Here is a 13,726-nt window from a genome sequence, read left to right as displayed (position 1 = left end):
TCGCGCCGCTTATCGGATGGATGGCCTCAGAGAATGCTCCCCTCGGGAAGAGTTCCGATCAGCGGCCCCTGCCGGACGCTCACCGGAGCGCTACATCGCGTAGGTGATGACGACGGATGAGAGCTTCCGCGACGTTCACGTCCACCGACGACGTGTGCACGGCCCTCCTCGCCTTCGTCGGTTCGATCGCCGCCGGCGGACACTCCGAGTCGATCGCTATTCCCGCGCTGCGCGTGGATGGGCAGGTCATGGAAGTACGGATGACGGTGAACGCCAACAGCGCGTTCGTCGTCGTCCCAGTCGATGCCGACGCGCAAGACGAGCGCGCCCTTCTGGCAGCCTCAAAGTCGGTAGTCAGCGAGCTGCGCAAGCGAAGCGCGGCCAGCCGTCAGGATGCCGAGCGGCGCTGACAGGAGTTGCTCGACTCGCTCCGCTCACGCTCACCGTCTCGGCACTTCGTGTCTAAAGTGGCGGTGCGGTTGAGAAGTGGGGACCTCGACGCCGCGCGCGGCAGACCGACGAGGGGTCGTCGGTGTCGCTCTGCTCTCGGCCGCGTCACACAGCGCGGCCGAGAGCACCACTCGCCGGCTGCTGCTCAGGGCCGTCAACCCTCCTCCCGTGGGCACAGTCGGCACCTATGGTCGGGCATGTACGGAGTGCCGTTCGCTCCGGCCCCAGTGCTCCCGGCTCGGATGCGGCTCGGCCCCTGAGCCGGGAGTAGCGGCCCGGCCCCGCGTCGGGGGATGCCGGGTCGGGCCGCTTCCCAGGGGAAGAAGCCGCACCCGAGCGAAACGACACCAGGCGTAACGTGCGGTGGTTATGCTCCGCGCATGATCGACTTCAGCTCCGCCGAGATGGCGACAGTCGAGTACGTCGAGGACCAGTGGCGCCTCACGATTCTCGACGGGACCGGCACCACGTTGGCCGAGACCGGGCTTCCGCTTTTCGGCCCCGAGAACTTCTTCGTTCGCGCCAGCTCTGACCGGCCGGCGGGCCTGGATTACGTGGGGCCGTTCTTGAACAAGCGCGGCCTGTACTACACCCAGTGGACCGGTCGCGGCCGAGACGGATGGAGCACACAGCTCCACTACTGACGAGCACACGTTGCGCGGGCAGACGTCCAGGATGATGAGCACATGTCGCGCAACACTGAGCCGTTGGCCGGTCAAATGGTCTGGCTCGTCCGCTGGATCCAATCGCGTGACGGCTGGTCGCACGAGACCATCAGCGGCGCTTTTCAGGAGCGCACCGACACGTGCTGGCGCGTCTGGGTGAACGAGGAGCTGCGCGAACTTCCCTCACAGGACTGGTCCCCCTACAAGCCGTGACGCCGACGGTGGTCCACGCTCAGCTGTGGTCAGTGACGGATCGCGGAAGCGCGCCAGCCTTCGTCCTTGACCCAGCGGAACCCAATCCAGCAAGTCTGCGGCTCCGGCGCGTCTGCGGCCGCGTCCAGGGCGACCCGAAACGTGGCAGGTGTCGCGCCGTCGATGATCGTGAACTCCGAATCGCGGTCCGCGAGCGCCCCGCACGCATCGCGCAAGCCTGCACTGTCTGACTCGGTGTTCGCGGGAAGAAGCTTCGCGATCGCCGGATCATCGTTCAACACGGGCACGAGCTCGTACACCAGCTCCTGGCCACTCCCCGACGGCGGCACCGCTCCCGACGTCGAGTCATCGAGCGACCCGACCGCAAACATGAAGACAGCGACGACGCCGGCCAGCACCGACGTCAGCAGAACGAGTAGGACCACGGTGACGCCACGATGGTGCCGCGGCGGTGAAGGAAGATCCTCCGCCTCGTCGTACGCCCCCACCGCTTCCCCTCCGCCGACAGGTCCTCCCGACCCCGGCTCACCAGAGATACCAGACCTGAACGACCAACCATCACGCACTATCCCCATCGCCCTCCCCCGTTTGGCTGATGCTCGGCAGATCACTCAGGAACCGATGTGTATGATTCCGCATGGATTGAGCGGGGACCTGGACCGCCGATCTTTGGCTTGTGACGCGAGAGCGCCAAGCCCGCCGGCGGGGGTGCGCCGACCCGAACGGCGCGCCCTCAGCCGCGCCACGATGCCAAGCTCGGTTCATCAGCTCGATGGCGTGGCGTCCGATCGGCGTCAGGTCGACCACGACTCGTCTTGGCGTGGCCGTGCCGGCCTGCCAGGGTCATGGCCATGGAGATCACAGATGATGTCGAGCGGGCCGAATGGCTTGGGCTGCGCATGCAGCGAGAGCGAAGCTGGGCACGAGTCGGCTCGGTCGCCGGATACGGGTTCGAGGCGTACGCCCGTGTCCTTCACCCTCGACCTGACGGCGATGACATTTGGGAACGCCAGCGGTGGGCGGACGTTGCTGCTACTGCCGGCAAGGTCATGCACCCGCTCGTCCAGTGGGAACGGCTCCTAGGCAGGGACGAGCCGCGCGGCGGCACAAGTGACGTCGGACGACTCGATCCGCAAGTACTCGCCGCCCTCGCACCCATCCTCAGTTCGGCGACCACTACGCCCGGCGATGCGCTCGCGGCGTACTGGGTCGGTGGGACCGGCCAGAACCTCCTCGGCAGGCCGGTCAGCATTGACCGATACGACTACATACTGGCCGCCACGAGCATGGCGGAGCTTGCCGAACCCGGATGGGGTCCCGAGATTGGCCTCCGCGGCGAGGAAGCGCCGCAACTACTCTGGCCTGAAGATCACGCCTGGGTGCTCGCCACCGAGATCGACTGGGACTCCACCATCGTCGCCGGCTCGCACACGCTCGTAAGCGCGATCCTCACTGACGGCCGATTCGAGGCCTTCCCCGTCGATGAGGACTCCGACCTGTCGTGGAACGGTGACACGATCAACCGTCCCAAAGTCCAGGAACCGTCCTAGGAGAGCGCGAAGGACAGCGATCGCGACGTCAGTGAGTGATTGAGGCCGCCTGCCATCCGCTCCGAGTTCGAGTCGTCGCATCGTTCTACGGTGCAAGCGACGCCTACCGATCGGGAGGCCGAAGGTACGCGGACAGGGTGAAGGCGGGCGGCCCATGGGTCACCCGCCTTCACACTCGCGGACGCGGAGCGCCTCTTGCGGTGACCCTACGGAGCCAGGATGTAGGACATGCCCACGACGTCCTGCACAGTTCGCGTGTTGTAGACGCCAGGTCCGGCGGCACCGTTCATCTCGGTGATGTTGATGTAGAGGCCGTCAGCGCGCTGCTCGACGGAATCGACCCAGGCGACGTGACCGTAGGTGGGGTCCGCCCCCTGCACGCCGGGCTCGAAGACGACGATGCTGCGAGCCTGAGCATCCAGGACGGTAGTCCAGCCGTTCGCGGCGGCGCTGGTGTCCCAGTCGAGGGCGTTGCCGTAGATGGCGGGACGCAGCCCGGTCGCCTCGAAGAACTTTTCCTTCGCACCCCATGTGCACTGACCGGCAGCGCCGCTGTTCGCTCCCTCGGTAACGCCAGTGGCGCGGCCGGAGTCAGCGACGGCGGTGGTTGTCTGAGTTGTGGTGTCCGCGAAGGCCGGCGCGGCGCCCACGATCGGGACTGCGACGGTGAGTGATGCTGCGAGCAGGCCCGCAGCGATGCGGGACCGGCGGAAGCCGTGTCCCGGGTGGTTCTGACGGTTGGCCGAGCTGGTGTCGAATTCGTTGCTCGTGCTGGTGCGCATGATGTACTCCTTCGTCTCTTCTTGCTTCCCTTGAACACCCTCCACGCTGCCACTCATACGGCTCCCATCACCGAAATGGAGGAAGCGGCCACGTAGCGCCCACCTCCCACCCAGGCGCGAAGCAGCGCCCGCCACGCACTGCGAGCGACCGCACCGGAGGGTGACGGGGGCTCCGTCTAGCTGAGGTACACCCCAACCGGACGTCAGGCACCATGGCCGAAGCGCGTCCGAATAGGGCCGTGTCGGACCTTGTCTGACACTTGCCCCTGCGGCTCTTAGACTTCAACTGGACAAGTAGGGGTCGGAGGCGGCATGTCGGGTCAGAGGGTCGGGTACGTGCGGGTGAGCACGTTGGATCAGAGCACGGTGCGCCAGCTCGACGGCCTGACGCTGGATCGGGTGTTCGAGGACAAGGCCTCCGGCAAGGACGTGAACCGTCCGCAGCTCGAAGAGATGATCGGGTTCGTCCGCGACGGAGACACGGTGCTCGTGCACTCGATGGACCGGCTCGCAAGGAACCTAGAAGACCTCCGCCGGCTCGTGCGCCGACTGACGGACAAGAAGGTCCGGGTCGAGTTCGTCAAGGAACAGCTCACCTTCACTGGTGAGGACAGCGCGATGGCGAACCTGCTGCTGAACATGATGGGCGCGTTCGCAGAGTTCGAACGCGAACTCATTCGGGAGCGTCAACGCGAGGGCATCGCTTTGGCCAAGCAGCGCGGCGTCTACCGAGGCCGCGCCCGCTCGCTTACCCTCGCGCAGGTCGCGGAGCTGCGCGAGCGGGCTGGTGCCGGCGTGCCGAAGACGACGTTGGCAAAGAAATATGGCATCAGCCGGGAGACGGTGTACGCCTACCTTCGCGCCTCGACATCGGCGCTACAAGCGTCTGAAGAGTGACGGGGCGCTGACATGGTGAGCACTGTCGGAGTCGTTCATGGCGCGGGAGGAAGCTGATGACAACACAGATGTTCCCTGGCGAGATCGGGTCGATGCCGGAATTGGGTTCGTCCGCGATTGCGACGTTCCGGCCCGCAACAGAGCTTCCGACTCCTGTGCGGTTTGTCGACGGCTTCGATCTCTTCGTTCAGTTCCTGCAACGCCATGGCGTGGACCCAGAGAGCCTTGCTGGTGACGTGTCGGGAGTGTGGCTCTTCCTGGCCAAGCATCCGACCGCCTTGACGACGCCAGAGATTGCCGACGCCGCAGCCCGGTTCGTCGGGAACGTGATCGCGGTGGTGCATCCCGCGGCGACCTGGCGAGTCACCAACGAGCCGGAAATCGGGACGAACGTCCGCTCCATTCCGGTCGCCGCCCTCGTGCGAACCATGGTGCAGCGTCCCGAGCAGCGGGAACCGTTCCTCGAGATGCTGTCCACCTGGGATCAAGAAGACCTCGACGACCGCGAAATCACCGCGCTCGCTCACGATGTCACTCCACCGCCGTTCACGGTTCCACCGGTTCCGTTCCAACGCGCCGCCTTCCCTCCCATCGAGTTCCGCGACGACAACGGCCACGTCATCGAATACGGGCAGCGCTGGCCCGACCACCACCCACCTGACGACGCGTACTCCCGCGTCTCCCACCCAGAACGCTTCGCACCCCTACGCCATGACGTCGACGCCCTGGCCGACTACCTCCACCGCTGGTACTCCGTCGACGTCCGCCACCTCGACCACGACGGGACACAGCAGATCCGGTTGCAGCCTCGCGCCGGAACCCCGATCACCGTCACTGCAACCGACGAATCAGTCCAAGTGGAAGCAGGCGTCTTCTTCCGCGCCACCCTGCCGAACTGCTCCTGCGATGCCTGCGACGAATCAGCAGAAACCGCCGCCGACCGCCTCGAAGAAGCCGTCCTTTCCATCGCCGCGGGCGGCTTCCGCGAGACGTACCCCCTCGGAAGTCGCCGGTGGCTGCACACCCAGCTCCACGCCGTTGACGGCAGCGGCTACACCGGCAGCAGTGGCGCCCCCGACAGAGACCTCACCACCGACGACCTCGAACACGCCACCACGACCCTGCGCCAACTCGACAACGGCTGGTGGCCCGCCTGGCCCCTCCGCACCCCCAACTCGCCAGACCGAACAGGCGACGACGAAACGACGAACGACCGAACCTGACGAGCGGCTCCAACTGCTTCGTTAGACGCCCCGCCACCTGGCTCCCCACCGGACGGGTCGCCACCACCCGTCCTCTGAACCCACGTTCGCGTACGAATCGCATGGCTAGCCTGGCTGAGTGGACTTCATCGGGTTGGCGCCCCAGCACTTTGACACCGCGCTCGGCACGGTACTGACCACAGCCGTGCAGGCGCAGGGCTGGAGCGCACAGAAGGTAGCCGTGTTCGCACGGCTCCGACCGCGCACCGTCCGACGCATCCTGACCGGCAAAACCTCGGCCGGCACCGTACAACTGCACCGCCTCCTGCAAGTCCTGCAACTCGACCATGACGCCACGATGCGCACCGTCTACATCGAAGCGCGAGTCGCGCAGCTGGCCGCGGACACCGAAGCAGCCGAGGACCGCGACCGCCCCCGGGACATGCTCGGATGATGACCGGCAACGACCTCGCCGTTCTTCTCAACCCCTTCGTCATCACCGGGGTCGTCGTCCTCGTCGCGATGATCCTCGGTGGGCCGTGGCTGCGCGAGCGGTACATCTTCCGCGAGCTCAACCGCGACACCGGCGTCACCCGACACCAGCCCACCGCCCTTTTCACCCCAGGCCGGGCCGGCAATCCGCCGCTGGTGTATTTCCTGGAACTGCACTACGCCGAACGCCTCGACACAGTGCTGATGCTGCACCGCGTCGGCGCCATCGCGAGCCTCCACGACGGCTCCATGACCATGCACGACCGCGCCGGACGCCTCCTCACCCACCTCAGCGCGCTCGACGTCGCCTACTATCGCCGCCTCAACGACACAGCCCCGCAACCACCCAACCCGGGATAGACAAGCCGGCCTGGCGCTCGGCCTTCCCTGCCCCGTTTCACGCCCCCTCAGCGGAATCACCACCGGACAGGTCTAACGAGACGGCCCCGCCCGCGCCACGCCGCGGCGGCGCACGCAACTCGCGTGCGACCGGTTGACGACCCCCTACCGGACGCTGGATAGCAGTGGGTAGTTTTACCGTCCGGACGACGATCCCCATATGGGACGCCGTTCTACCTTGCGTTGCGCAACCGCAGACGATCGACGGTGACGCCGACCGCGACGGTGACTGCGGCGGCGACCAAGCCCCATCCGAGCCCGAGCGTGTATGTTCCCCTGCTCGGGTCAGCCCAGTTCTCGATCTCCGGGCGTCTGGCGAAAGCAGCAGCGTTGAGCTGGGTTGCCACGAAGGCGACAACAAGAGTCACCAGCGCAAACACCACCAGCGAAGCCAGAACCCACATCAGGAGCTGCCGACGTCGACTCCGCGCGTTCCCCGGAACAGTCATGTGCTGAGCGTACGAACTGGACCGCCGTGGCGCACTAGCCGCGGTGCAAAACGTCAACGATCAACCGGTCATCCTCCGTCTCTCGACGAAGGAGCAGGGCGTCCGGTGGTCGATCCCGATACGGGACGCGCGCCAGCACTGTGATACCTCGCGCCACGGTGACCGAACGACGTCGGAACCGACGAGGATCCGAGGCGTGAAGAACAGCAGTGACGGTGAGCACTACCTCCTCCTCAGGACAGCCCTCTGGGCAGACGCCACCGACGTCGTTGGAATCTATGGCAGCGAGCAGCGCGCTCGGGAAGCAGCAGGTTCCTCTACGGGACCCGATCAGTGGACGCTCGAGGAGTGGAGAGGAGACGTGCGCCGCAGCAGTCTCCAGCTCCAGGCCGCTACGCGCTCACGCTGACGCAATGGAGTTGCACGGCTACAGTCACGAAGGAGGGTCGCGATGCGGCGACCGCTGGGGAGGTCGCTGTGGGCGAATCGAATGATGGCCGCTTCAAGAAGCTGCCCGATCGGATCGAGCCGGCTCAGCAGACCGTGAGCGTCCCGGCCAGCGAAGACGACTCCACGACGCCACCGCAACCGCCGGCCGGCGTTCCTGACCTCGTGATCGCGACTCGCGTGGCGGACGCCGCCACGATGACCGGCCTTCTCCGCCGTACGGCGGGGCGCGTTGCACTGACGGTCGTCGTCGTCGCGGCCGGCCTCGTCACCGTCCTCGCCGCGCTCAACCTGCGCCTGTAACCAGACCGATCAGCCGTGAGCGAGGACGGCGCGTCCGACAGCGGCGCCTCTCGACTCGCCCACCGAACATTCCGGGGATCCCATGCTCAGAGCACTTTCGTCCACTTCCATGTTCTGGATCGGTGTCGCCGGGATTCTCCTGGGCATCGTCTTCGGCACGATCGTGCCGTTCTGGATCGCCCCCTACCAAGCCAACGGATCACCCACCGTCGAACAGATCATCAGCACCATCCCGGTCCTCACACGAATCGCGGAGGGCATCGGCTACTCGTTCGTCGCAGGAGCCTTCGTCGTTCGCCACTTCGAGAAGCGCGAACTCGTCGACGCTCGACGGTCCGTGCACTTCGTCGGCCGAGCAGCCCGGAAAGACGAGCAGTAGCCCCTCCGAGCAGTCCGCTGAAAGCGTCCCGCGGATCGATCCCCTTACAGGACACTCTCGGTCGCGAGTCGGTAGCTCCTCGTGGTGAGAGCCGCGTCACGCCTACTTTTCTCCCGTGGGAGAACTCAAGGTAACGAGCTCGGCGGCGGTCGAGGCCGCTTCACGTCGCGCCGAGGGGTGGATACGCCGTGGTTGAACGCCTGGACAGTTGGGACCCGAGCAGACTCTCGCCGGACCGGCAGACACCACCCCGCCAACGACGGTTGGTGAGACTGTCGATCGCGCTGGGAGCTCTAGCCGTCGTGGCGGCCGCGGTTCTGTGGGTGGGTGATCTGCTGTTCGGAGTGCATGGCCCTTCCCACTACGTCAGCATCACCAACGACACCGGAGCCTCACTCACCTGGTCCTGCTCCTGGTCCGATCTTCACCTCGCCGCCGGGGAGACAGGTCAGCTGCGAATCCTCGACCAGCCCGACCAGGACTACGGCTGCGTCCCACAAGCAGCGACCCCCTTCGTAGCGGCGGCGCACAACAACGACATCTGCCCGTCACTGACCTCTATGACCGAGGGAAGGCAGTTCACGGCAACCGACTTCGCGAAGACCTACCGCTGCCCGTAGCTGGATACGCGACCGGTGAACGATCCCCTAACGGGACGACCCAAGTCCGATCGAAGGTCAGTAGGCGACGTCAGCGGGCGCTGGCTTCCCGACTCGGCTGTGATCGGGCCGACGGGCTCGGTAGGAAGATCCGGCCAGGAGGACACCTGCAGTCACAGCAGCTAGCGACGTGGCGACGCCGGTAAAGGGCAAGGTGTCCGCGACATCCCACGGGAGAAAGAACGCTCCAGGGTCGGTGAGGGGGTTGATGACCATGAGGAGCCCAACACCAATCAGCGTGACGGGTCGTCCTGGCGAGAGTACGAAGGCGCCGAATATCACGAGCGGGAAGGCGACGGCCCAGACGATCGTTGTGGCGATCCACGTGAAGTCTGACTGTGTGGCGCTGTAGCAACCCTCGTTCAGGCCACCGAGGCACGAGCTCCAGTGCACCAGGAACGCGGCGGCACCAGCAGCCCCGAGCAAGGCGATTGTCCATCCAACCAACTGGCCTGACGTCGCGAGTCGCTTCATGGGCTCAACATAGAACTCGAAGGTGAACCTGAGCTAGATCCACACGGTCGAAGCGAAGGCCACCGCCCCCTCGCCCCGATGAACGATCTCCATACGGAACAAGCGGTCGTTCGACCGTGCCGTGGGCTGCTCAACCGATGATCATGGCGGTACGCAGAGCGAGAACCCAGCTGGTGACGGCGCCGACCACGCCCAAGGCGAGCAACAGCTACCTCCATCGAGCGTGAGAGCGCCTGCTGGCGCGCATCGCTACGACCAGGAGAACAAGGGTCGCGAGGGCGACAGAGCACAGAGCCGGCCACGCGACGTCAAACCCCGTGCACTGAGGCGGAAGGGACTCGTTGCACGCGAACGAGAATCCGTCGAGGAAGACGCCCGCGACGAGGGCGAGGAGAGTGATTGCGCCCGCGATCGCTGCGGAAGCCTTGAGCGACAGCGTCTGCACAACATCACTATCGGACCAACGGGTGAACGGCAGGAGCGCGCTGGACCACTCGGGTCAGATCCGCATCGGTGAACGATCCTCTTACGGGACGGCCATTGCGCTGACCGGGAGACTCTCCGGCTAACGTGGCTACATGCGGCAAATCGTCCATCTTCATCGGAGGGCCGCTCTCTGTGCTGTACCCGTCGGCGTGGTGCTGGGTGCGCTGCTCGGTCTGGGATTGGTCCTTACGGGTAACTCCGACTTCCGCGAACAGGGCGGGTGGGGCGCCTTCGCCTACTTGATTATGGTGGGCGCCATTATCGGTGGGGTCAGTGCCCTGGCTGCCGTCGCCGGAGGATTCGTGGCGATTCTGATCACTCTGCGGTCGGGACGAGCCACCGAGTCGTCCCCGCTGATCAGCCCTATTGGGCCGGCCGTAGGGTCGAGCGTTCCGTGGGTTGTTGCGGCCGGCGTAGCTGCCGTCGTGGGTGATCCGATGACGGCGGGGATCGCTGTCGGTCTCGGTGTCGTGGCGGCTGTAGTCGGCGGGGTGAGTGCTGCACTACTTCTTCGAGGGGTGAAGTACTCGAGCATCACTACTGCGGCTGACGATTCCGGCGCGCTCACGTCGGTTGTGCAGACGAACTCGAAGACCTGAACGTTCACGGTCATCTGCACGAGGTTTGGGACGCAGCGACGAGCTGTGCAGGCGACCGTGAGGAACGACAGGCGCTCGGTGTCGCGTCTGCGTGCACCGATGAACGATCGTCCACCGGGACGGTCGGCGGACTAGCATTTTCAGCATGGGGCGACGCCAGCACACTAAGGCTCTAGTCCGGTTGGCGTGCGCGGGTACGCTCATGGGCATCTCACTGTGGGTGACCTGGACGACGTCGTCCTACTGGCAGCCATGCACAGGCGCTAGATGGAATGAAATGAACCCGTCCTGCGCTGAGGCCATGTCGTCATACGACCTCATGCCCCTTCTGTATCTCTGGGGCGCCCTCGCTCTCGTCGTTGTAGCTCTGGTGGTCGCACGCCTCGTTCCCTAGGTTCCCGCAGGGGTAGCGACGGTTGCAGCAGTTGTTCTCGCCTGCCCTGTGGCAGACCCAGGATTCTTCTGGGTCGAATGGGGCAGCGCCGACAGCACTCCCGGACACGGCCTCTGGACAGCGTGCTGGATTGCAGCAGCCGGTCTAGCCCTCGTCTACCCGTCACGCACCCGGAACCCGAGTATTCGCACAAACACGCCGGATGGAGCAGCTACTACACCGTCCGTCGCTATCTGATCGTTCGGCCCGGTGCACTCCGGGCTGAACACTGCGACGCGATTCGCTTGCGGTGACGCGCTTGCCAGTGGGTCAGGGCAGGCAGCGGAAGGGACGGCGACGGCGCGCGAGAACGAGCAGTGGCCCAAAACGTCGGACCGTCGAACGATTCCCGCACGAGACGTCTCCCGTAGCGATGCCGGTGAGAGCGGCACACCTAGACTCCTGCGCATGACCGCTTCGTCATCCGTGGACGTGCCGCGGCGCCGACGCCGTTCGGCTCGTCGCCGCCTGTCCTTCTTCGGTGTCCTCGGCGAGCTGCTGATGACCGCAGGGGTCCTCGTTCTGCTGTTCCTCGCCTGGCAGCTGTGGTGGAACGACGCCGTAATCGCAGGCCGGCAGGAAGATCAAGCGGCCGAGCTGCGCCAGAGCTGGGGTGATGACGCCCCGTCCGCTGAGGCGCCGTCCGAGCCGAGTGCTGAGCCGGCCGCCCCCGGCGACCCAGTGATCGCGCCAGTCGCAGCTCTAGACACCACGTTCGGCAACCTCTATATCCCCCGGTACGGCGAGGGGTGGGTGCGCACGATCGCTGAGGGCGTCGACGCGGAGAACGTGCTCGACGTGGGCAGTATCGGCCACTACCCGGGAACGCAGATGCCCGGCGAAGTGGGGAACTTCGCGATCGCCGCGCACCGCTCCGCCGCCGGCGGAGGAATGCACCTCATCGATGAGCTGCAACTGGGTGATGCGATCTACATCGAGACCGCCGACGGCTGGTACACCTACCGGTTCCGGAACCTCGAATACGTGCAGCCCTCCGAAGTGCAGGTCATCGATCCGGTCCCCTGGACGAGCGACGTCGCTCCGACCGACCGCCTCATCACGATGACGAGCTGCAATCCGCTGCTGTCGACCGCGGAGCGGATCATCGCCTACGGCGTCTTCGAGTCGTGGCAGCCCCGCTCCGCCGGAGCGCCCGCCGAGCTCGCCGCGTCCCTCGCGACCTGACGTCCGGCGTGGTCGCCGGCGCCCTGACGAGGGCGGCGAGCCGATTTCGTGCTGCGGCAGACGTTTGCGGGTCGGGTGGACATGTACAGGATGAACCCGCTTTCGAAGGAGCCCGTCATGACTGCCGCCCCTGACCGAGACCCCCTGGACGTCCTGCTGAATGAGTCCAGCCCCCGCACATCGACAGTGACGGACGACGTCGCCGCCGAGCTGGCCGAGCTGCAACAGCTCGCGGCGGCAGAGGCCCGCGTCAGCCGCCACCGCTGGGCCCGTCCTGCGGTCGCCGGAGTCGCTTCGCTGGTACTACTCGGTGGCATGGCGACAGCGGCCGCCGCGGCGACGGGCGCGTGGTCGCCGTGGGCGGAGACGCCGGACGCCTCGATCACCTATTCGCTGCCCAGCGGTGTCCAATGCGAGGAGCGCATGGGAGACGTTCAAGGGACCGATCCGGCGGCCGTCGCCGTAGTCGAGAACTTCTACCAGACGACCGACATCGACGCTCTCCTCAGCGACGGTGCGCTCGAGGAGACCGTCGCGCAACTGCGCACCGAGGACCAATCCTTCATCAACGCTGACGGATCCCGCACGTCGGCCGGCTACGGCACCGAGTTCTACAACGCCGACCGGGAGTACTCGACCGCGGTTGGACGCATCATCAGCAACGCCCTCGACGCCGAACTCACTGCGCAGAACGTCGACGTCGACGCCGCGAACATCAGCATCGCCGGCGAAGCCCACTGCCCCGGAGCGACCTGGTGACCCGCAGGAAGATCGATGAGGCGGAGCAACTCACCGAGGCCCTGCGCGTCGCCTCGCCCGACCTGCTCAAGTACCTACAACGCCGCCTCCCTCTCGAGGACGCCGCCGACGCGCTCGCGGACGTCATGCTCACCGCATGGCGCCGTGTCAGCGCCCTCCCCCGCACCGCGGAGGAGTCGAGGATGTGGCTGTTCGGCATCGCCCGGAACGTCCTCTCGAACAGCACTCGCACCGAGAGCAGACGAGCTGACCTCTCCGGCCGGCTCCGCGGCGTCCTCGCGACCGCTCCCACGGAGGGACGCCCAGCCGACGAAGGAGTCGACGTGCGCGACGCGATCGACAGGCTCGCGCCAGAACAGGCCGAACTCGTCCACCTCATCCACTGGGACGGCTTCTCCATCACCGAAGCAGGACACCTCCTCGGCGTCCCCGCGTCCACCGCACGTACCCGCTACCAACGAGCACGAGAAGACCTGCGGTCGACCCTGGCGACATCACCAGCACGCGATGACGACGCCAAGCCCCTCCGAGCGGTCCGCTGAAAGCGTCCCGCAGATCGATCCCCTTACGGGACGCGCGCCATCGAAGTGGCACTTTGTGCCGGACCCATCGCGGGGCTCTGCGGCCAGCGAGGATCCGTGGTGTGAGCATCAGCATCGACGGGGAGCACTACCTACTTCTGCGAAGCGCCTTTTGGGCCGAGACGCCGGATGTCATCGGGATCTACGGCTGCGCCGAGCGGGCCCGGGAAGCGGCCGGGGAAGCAGTGGGCGCGTCGCCCGGTCCCGATCGATGGGTTCTTGAGACGTGGAGCGGAGGTGAGCTGCGCAGCAGCGTTCGGCTCGGATGACGTTCGGGCAGCACGCTGGTGGCTCTACTGTGGCGGTGCGGTCGAGAAGTGGG

Annotated in this window: 20 protein-coding genes; 16 read left to right on the top strand and 4 right to left on the bottom strand. The window is 66.1% G+C overall.

What is annotated here, in order from left to right; genetic code table 11:
* Positions 1–116: 116 nt before the first annotated feature.
* The 3 genes from C5C49_RS13300 to C5C49_RS13290 all read left to right on the top strand — a co-directional run bounded on the left by C5C49_RS13300 (position 117) and on the right by C5C49_RS13290 (position 1,328).
* Complete coding sequence (locus tag C5C49_RS13300) at positions 117–410, top strand: hypothetical protein (RefSeq protein WP_104227097.1); 294 nt, start codon at positions 117–119, stop codon at positions 408–410.
* A 420-nt stretch (positions 411–830) separates the two neighbouring features.
* Positions 831–1,094, top strand: coding sequence for a hypothetical protein (locus C5C49_RS13295; protein WP_104227096.1), 264 nt, complete (start codon positions 831–833; stop codon positions 1,092–1,094).
* Positions 1,095–1,136: 42 nt separating this feature from the next.
* Positions 1,137–1,328, top strand: coding sequence for a hypothetical protein (locus C5C49_RS13290; RefSeq protein WP_104227095.1), 192 nt, complete (start codon positions 1,137–1,139; stop codon positions 1,326–1,328).
* A 29-nt stretch (positions 1,329–1,357) separates the two neighbouring features.
* Here C5C49_RS13290 and C5C49_RS13285 read toward each other — a convergent pair whose 3' ends face one another.
* Entirely contained in the window at positions 1,358–1,816 is a 459-nt protein-coding gene (locus C5C49_RS13285; RefSeq protein WP_104227094.1) for a hypothetical protein, read from the bottom strand.
* A 363-nt stretch (positions 1,817–2,179) separates the two neighbouring features.
* Here C5C49_RS13285 and C5C49_RS13280 point away from each other — a divergent pair, with 363 nt between their 5' ends.
* Positions 2,180–2,878: a hypothetical protein gene (locus tag C5C49_RS13280; RefSeq protein ID WP_146078502.1), complete on the top strand. Its 699-nt coding sequence runs from the start codon at positions 2,180–2,182 to the stop codon at positions 2,876–2,878.
* A gap of 206 nt (positions 2,879–3,084) precedes the next feature.
* Here C5C49_RS13280 and C5C49_RS13275 read toward each other — a convergent pair whose 3' ends face one another.
* Positions 3,085–3,660, bottom strand: a complete 576-nt coding sequence (locus tag C5C49_RS13275; protein WP_219812207.1) for a CHAP domain-containing protein — start codon at positions 3,658–3,660, stop codon at positions 3,085–3,087.
* A 312-nt stretch (positions 3,661–3,972) separates the two neighbouring features.
* On the opposite strand from C5C49_RS13275, the gene C5C49_RS13270 reads away from it, so the two are divergent.
* The 4 genes from C5C49_RS13270 to C5C49_RS13255 all read left to right on the top strand — a co-directional run bounded on the left by C5C49_RS13270 (position 3,973) and on the right by C5C49_RS13255 (position 6,611).
* Entirely contained in the window at positions 3,973–4,557 is a 585-nt protein-coding gene (locus tag C5C49_RS13270; protein WP_104227091.1) for a recombinase family protein, read from the top strand.
* A gap of 56 nt (positions 4,558–4,613) precedes the next feature.
* The gene (locus C5C49_RS13265) at positions 4,614–5,780 is read left to right on the top strand and encodes a DUF6226 family protein (protein WP_104227090.1); all 1,167 of its coding nucleotides are present in this window, start codon (positions 4,614–4,616) and stop codon (positions 5,778–5,780) included.
* A gap of 118 nt (positions 5,781–5,898) precedes the next feature.
* The gene (locus C5C49_RS13260; protein ID WP_104227089.1) at positions 5,899–6,213 is read left to right on the top strand and encodes a helix-turn-helix domain-containing protein; all 315 of its coding nucleotides are present in this window, start codon (positions 5,899–5,901) and stop codon (positions 6,211–6,213) included.
* Positions 6,213–6,611, top strand: a complete 399-nt coding sequence (locus C5C49_RS13255; protein ID WP_104227088.1) for a hypothetical protein — start codon at positions 6,213–6,215, stop codon at positions 6,609–6,611. Before C5C49_RS13260 ends, C5C49_RS13255 begins: the two co-directional genes overlap by 1 nt.
* A gap of 212 nt (positions 6,612–6,823) precedes the next feature.
* Here the strand turns inward: C5C49_RS13255 and C5C49_RS13250 are convergent, their stop codons facing one another.
* On the bottom strand, positions 6,824–7,099 hold the full coding sequence (locus tag C5C49_RS13250; RefSeq protein ID WP_146078850.1) for a hypothetical protein: 276 nt from the start codon (positions 7,097–7,099) through the stop codon (positions 6,824–6,826).
* Positions 7,100–7,576: 477 nt separating this feature from the next.
* On the opposite strand from C5C49_RS13250, the gene C5C49_RS13245 reads away from it, so the two are divergent.
* The 3 genes from C5C49_RS13245 (at position 7,577) to C5C49_RS13235 (ending at position 8,848) form a co-directional block, all read left to right on the top strand.
* Complete coding sequence (locus C5C49_RS13245; protein WP_104227086.1) at positions 7,577–7,849, top strand: hypothetical protein; 273 nt, start codon at positions 7,577–7,579, stop codon at positions 7,847–7,849.
* A gap of 109 nt (positions 7,850–7,958) precedes the next feature.
* Complete coding sequence (locus C5C49_RS13240; RefSeq protein ID WP_104224259.1) at positions 7,959–8,228, top strand: hypothetical protein; 270 nt, start codon at positions 7,959–7,961, stop codon at positions 8,226–8,228.
* Positions 8,229–8,494: 266 nt separating this feature from the next.
* The gene (locus C5C49_RS13235) at positions 8,495–8,848 is read left to right on the top strand and encodes a hypothetical protein (protein ID WP_104227085.1); all 354 of its coding nucleotides are present in this window, start codon (positions 8,495–8,497) and stop codon (positions 8,846–8,848) included.
* Positions 8,849–8,905: 57 nt separating this feature from the next.
* On the opposite strand, the gene C5C49_RS13230 is transcribed toward C5C49_RS13235, so the two are convergent.
* On the bottom strand, positions 8,906–9,361 hold the full coding sequence (locus C5C49_RS13230; protein ID WP_104224249.1) for a hypothetical protein: 456 nt from the start codon (positions 9,359–9,361) through the stop codon (positions 8,906–8,908).
* 578 nt (positions 9,362–9,939) lie between these two features.
* Here C5C49_RS13230 and C5C49_RS13220 point away from each other — a divergent pair.
* From C5C49_RS13220 to C5C49_RS13200, 5 genes are all read left to right on the top strand, one after another.
* Positions 9,940–10,446 (top strand): hypothetical protein, encoded by a 507-nt coding sequence (locus C5C49_RS13220; protein ID WP_146076974.1) that lies wholly within the window; start codon positions 9,940–9,942, stop codon positions 10,444–10,446.
* Between the two features lie 841 nt (positions 10,447–11,287).
* A complete protein-coding gene (locus tag C5C49_RS13215; protein WP_104288632.1) occupies positions 11,288–12,064 on the top strand; it encodes a class E sortase in 777 nt (258 codons plus the stop codon).
* A 117-nt stretch (positions 12,065–12,181) separates the two neighbouring features.
* Positions 12,182–12,823 carry a hypothetical protein gene (locus tag C5C49_RS13210; RefSeq protein ID WP_146078851.1) on the top strand — a complete coding sequence of 214 codons (642 nt, stop codon included), beginning with the start codon at positions 12,182–12,184 and terminating at the stop codon, positions 12,821–12,823.
* Positions 12,820–13,365, top strand: a complete 546-nt coding sequence (locus C5C49_RS13205) for an RNA polymerase sigma factor (RefSeq protein ID WP_104260280.1) — start codon at positions 12,820–12,822, stop codon at positions 13,363–13,365. The genes C5C49_RS13210 and C5C49_RS13205 overlap by 4 nt, the downstream gene beginning before the upstream one ends.
* Before the next feature lie 101 nt (positions 13,366–13,466).
* The gene (locus C5C49_RS13200; protein ID WP_104227079.1) at positions 13,467–13,673 is read left to right on the top strand and encodes a hypothetical protein; all 207 of its coding nucleotides are present in this window, start codon (positions 13,467–13,469) and stop codon (positions 13,671–13,673) included.
* Positions 13,674–13,726: the final 53 nt, after the last annotated feature.

This window comes from Rathayibacter sp. AY1E2 (assembly GCF_002932325.1).
GTDB lineage: Bacteria > Actinomycetota > Actinomycetes > Actinomycetales > Microbacteriaceae > Rathayibacter.
This window is presented reverse-complemented; position numbering and strand designations above follow the sequence as displayed.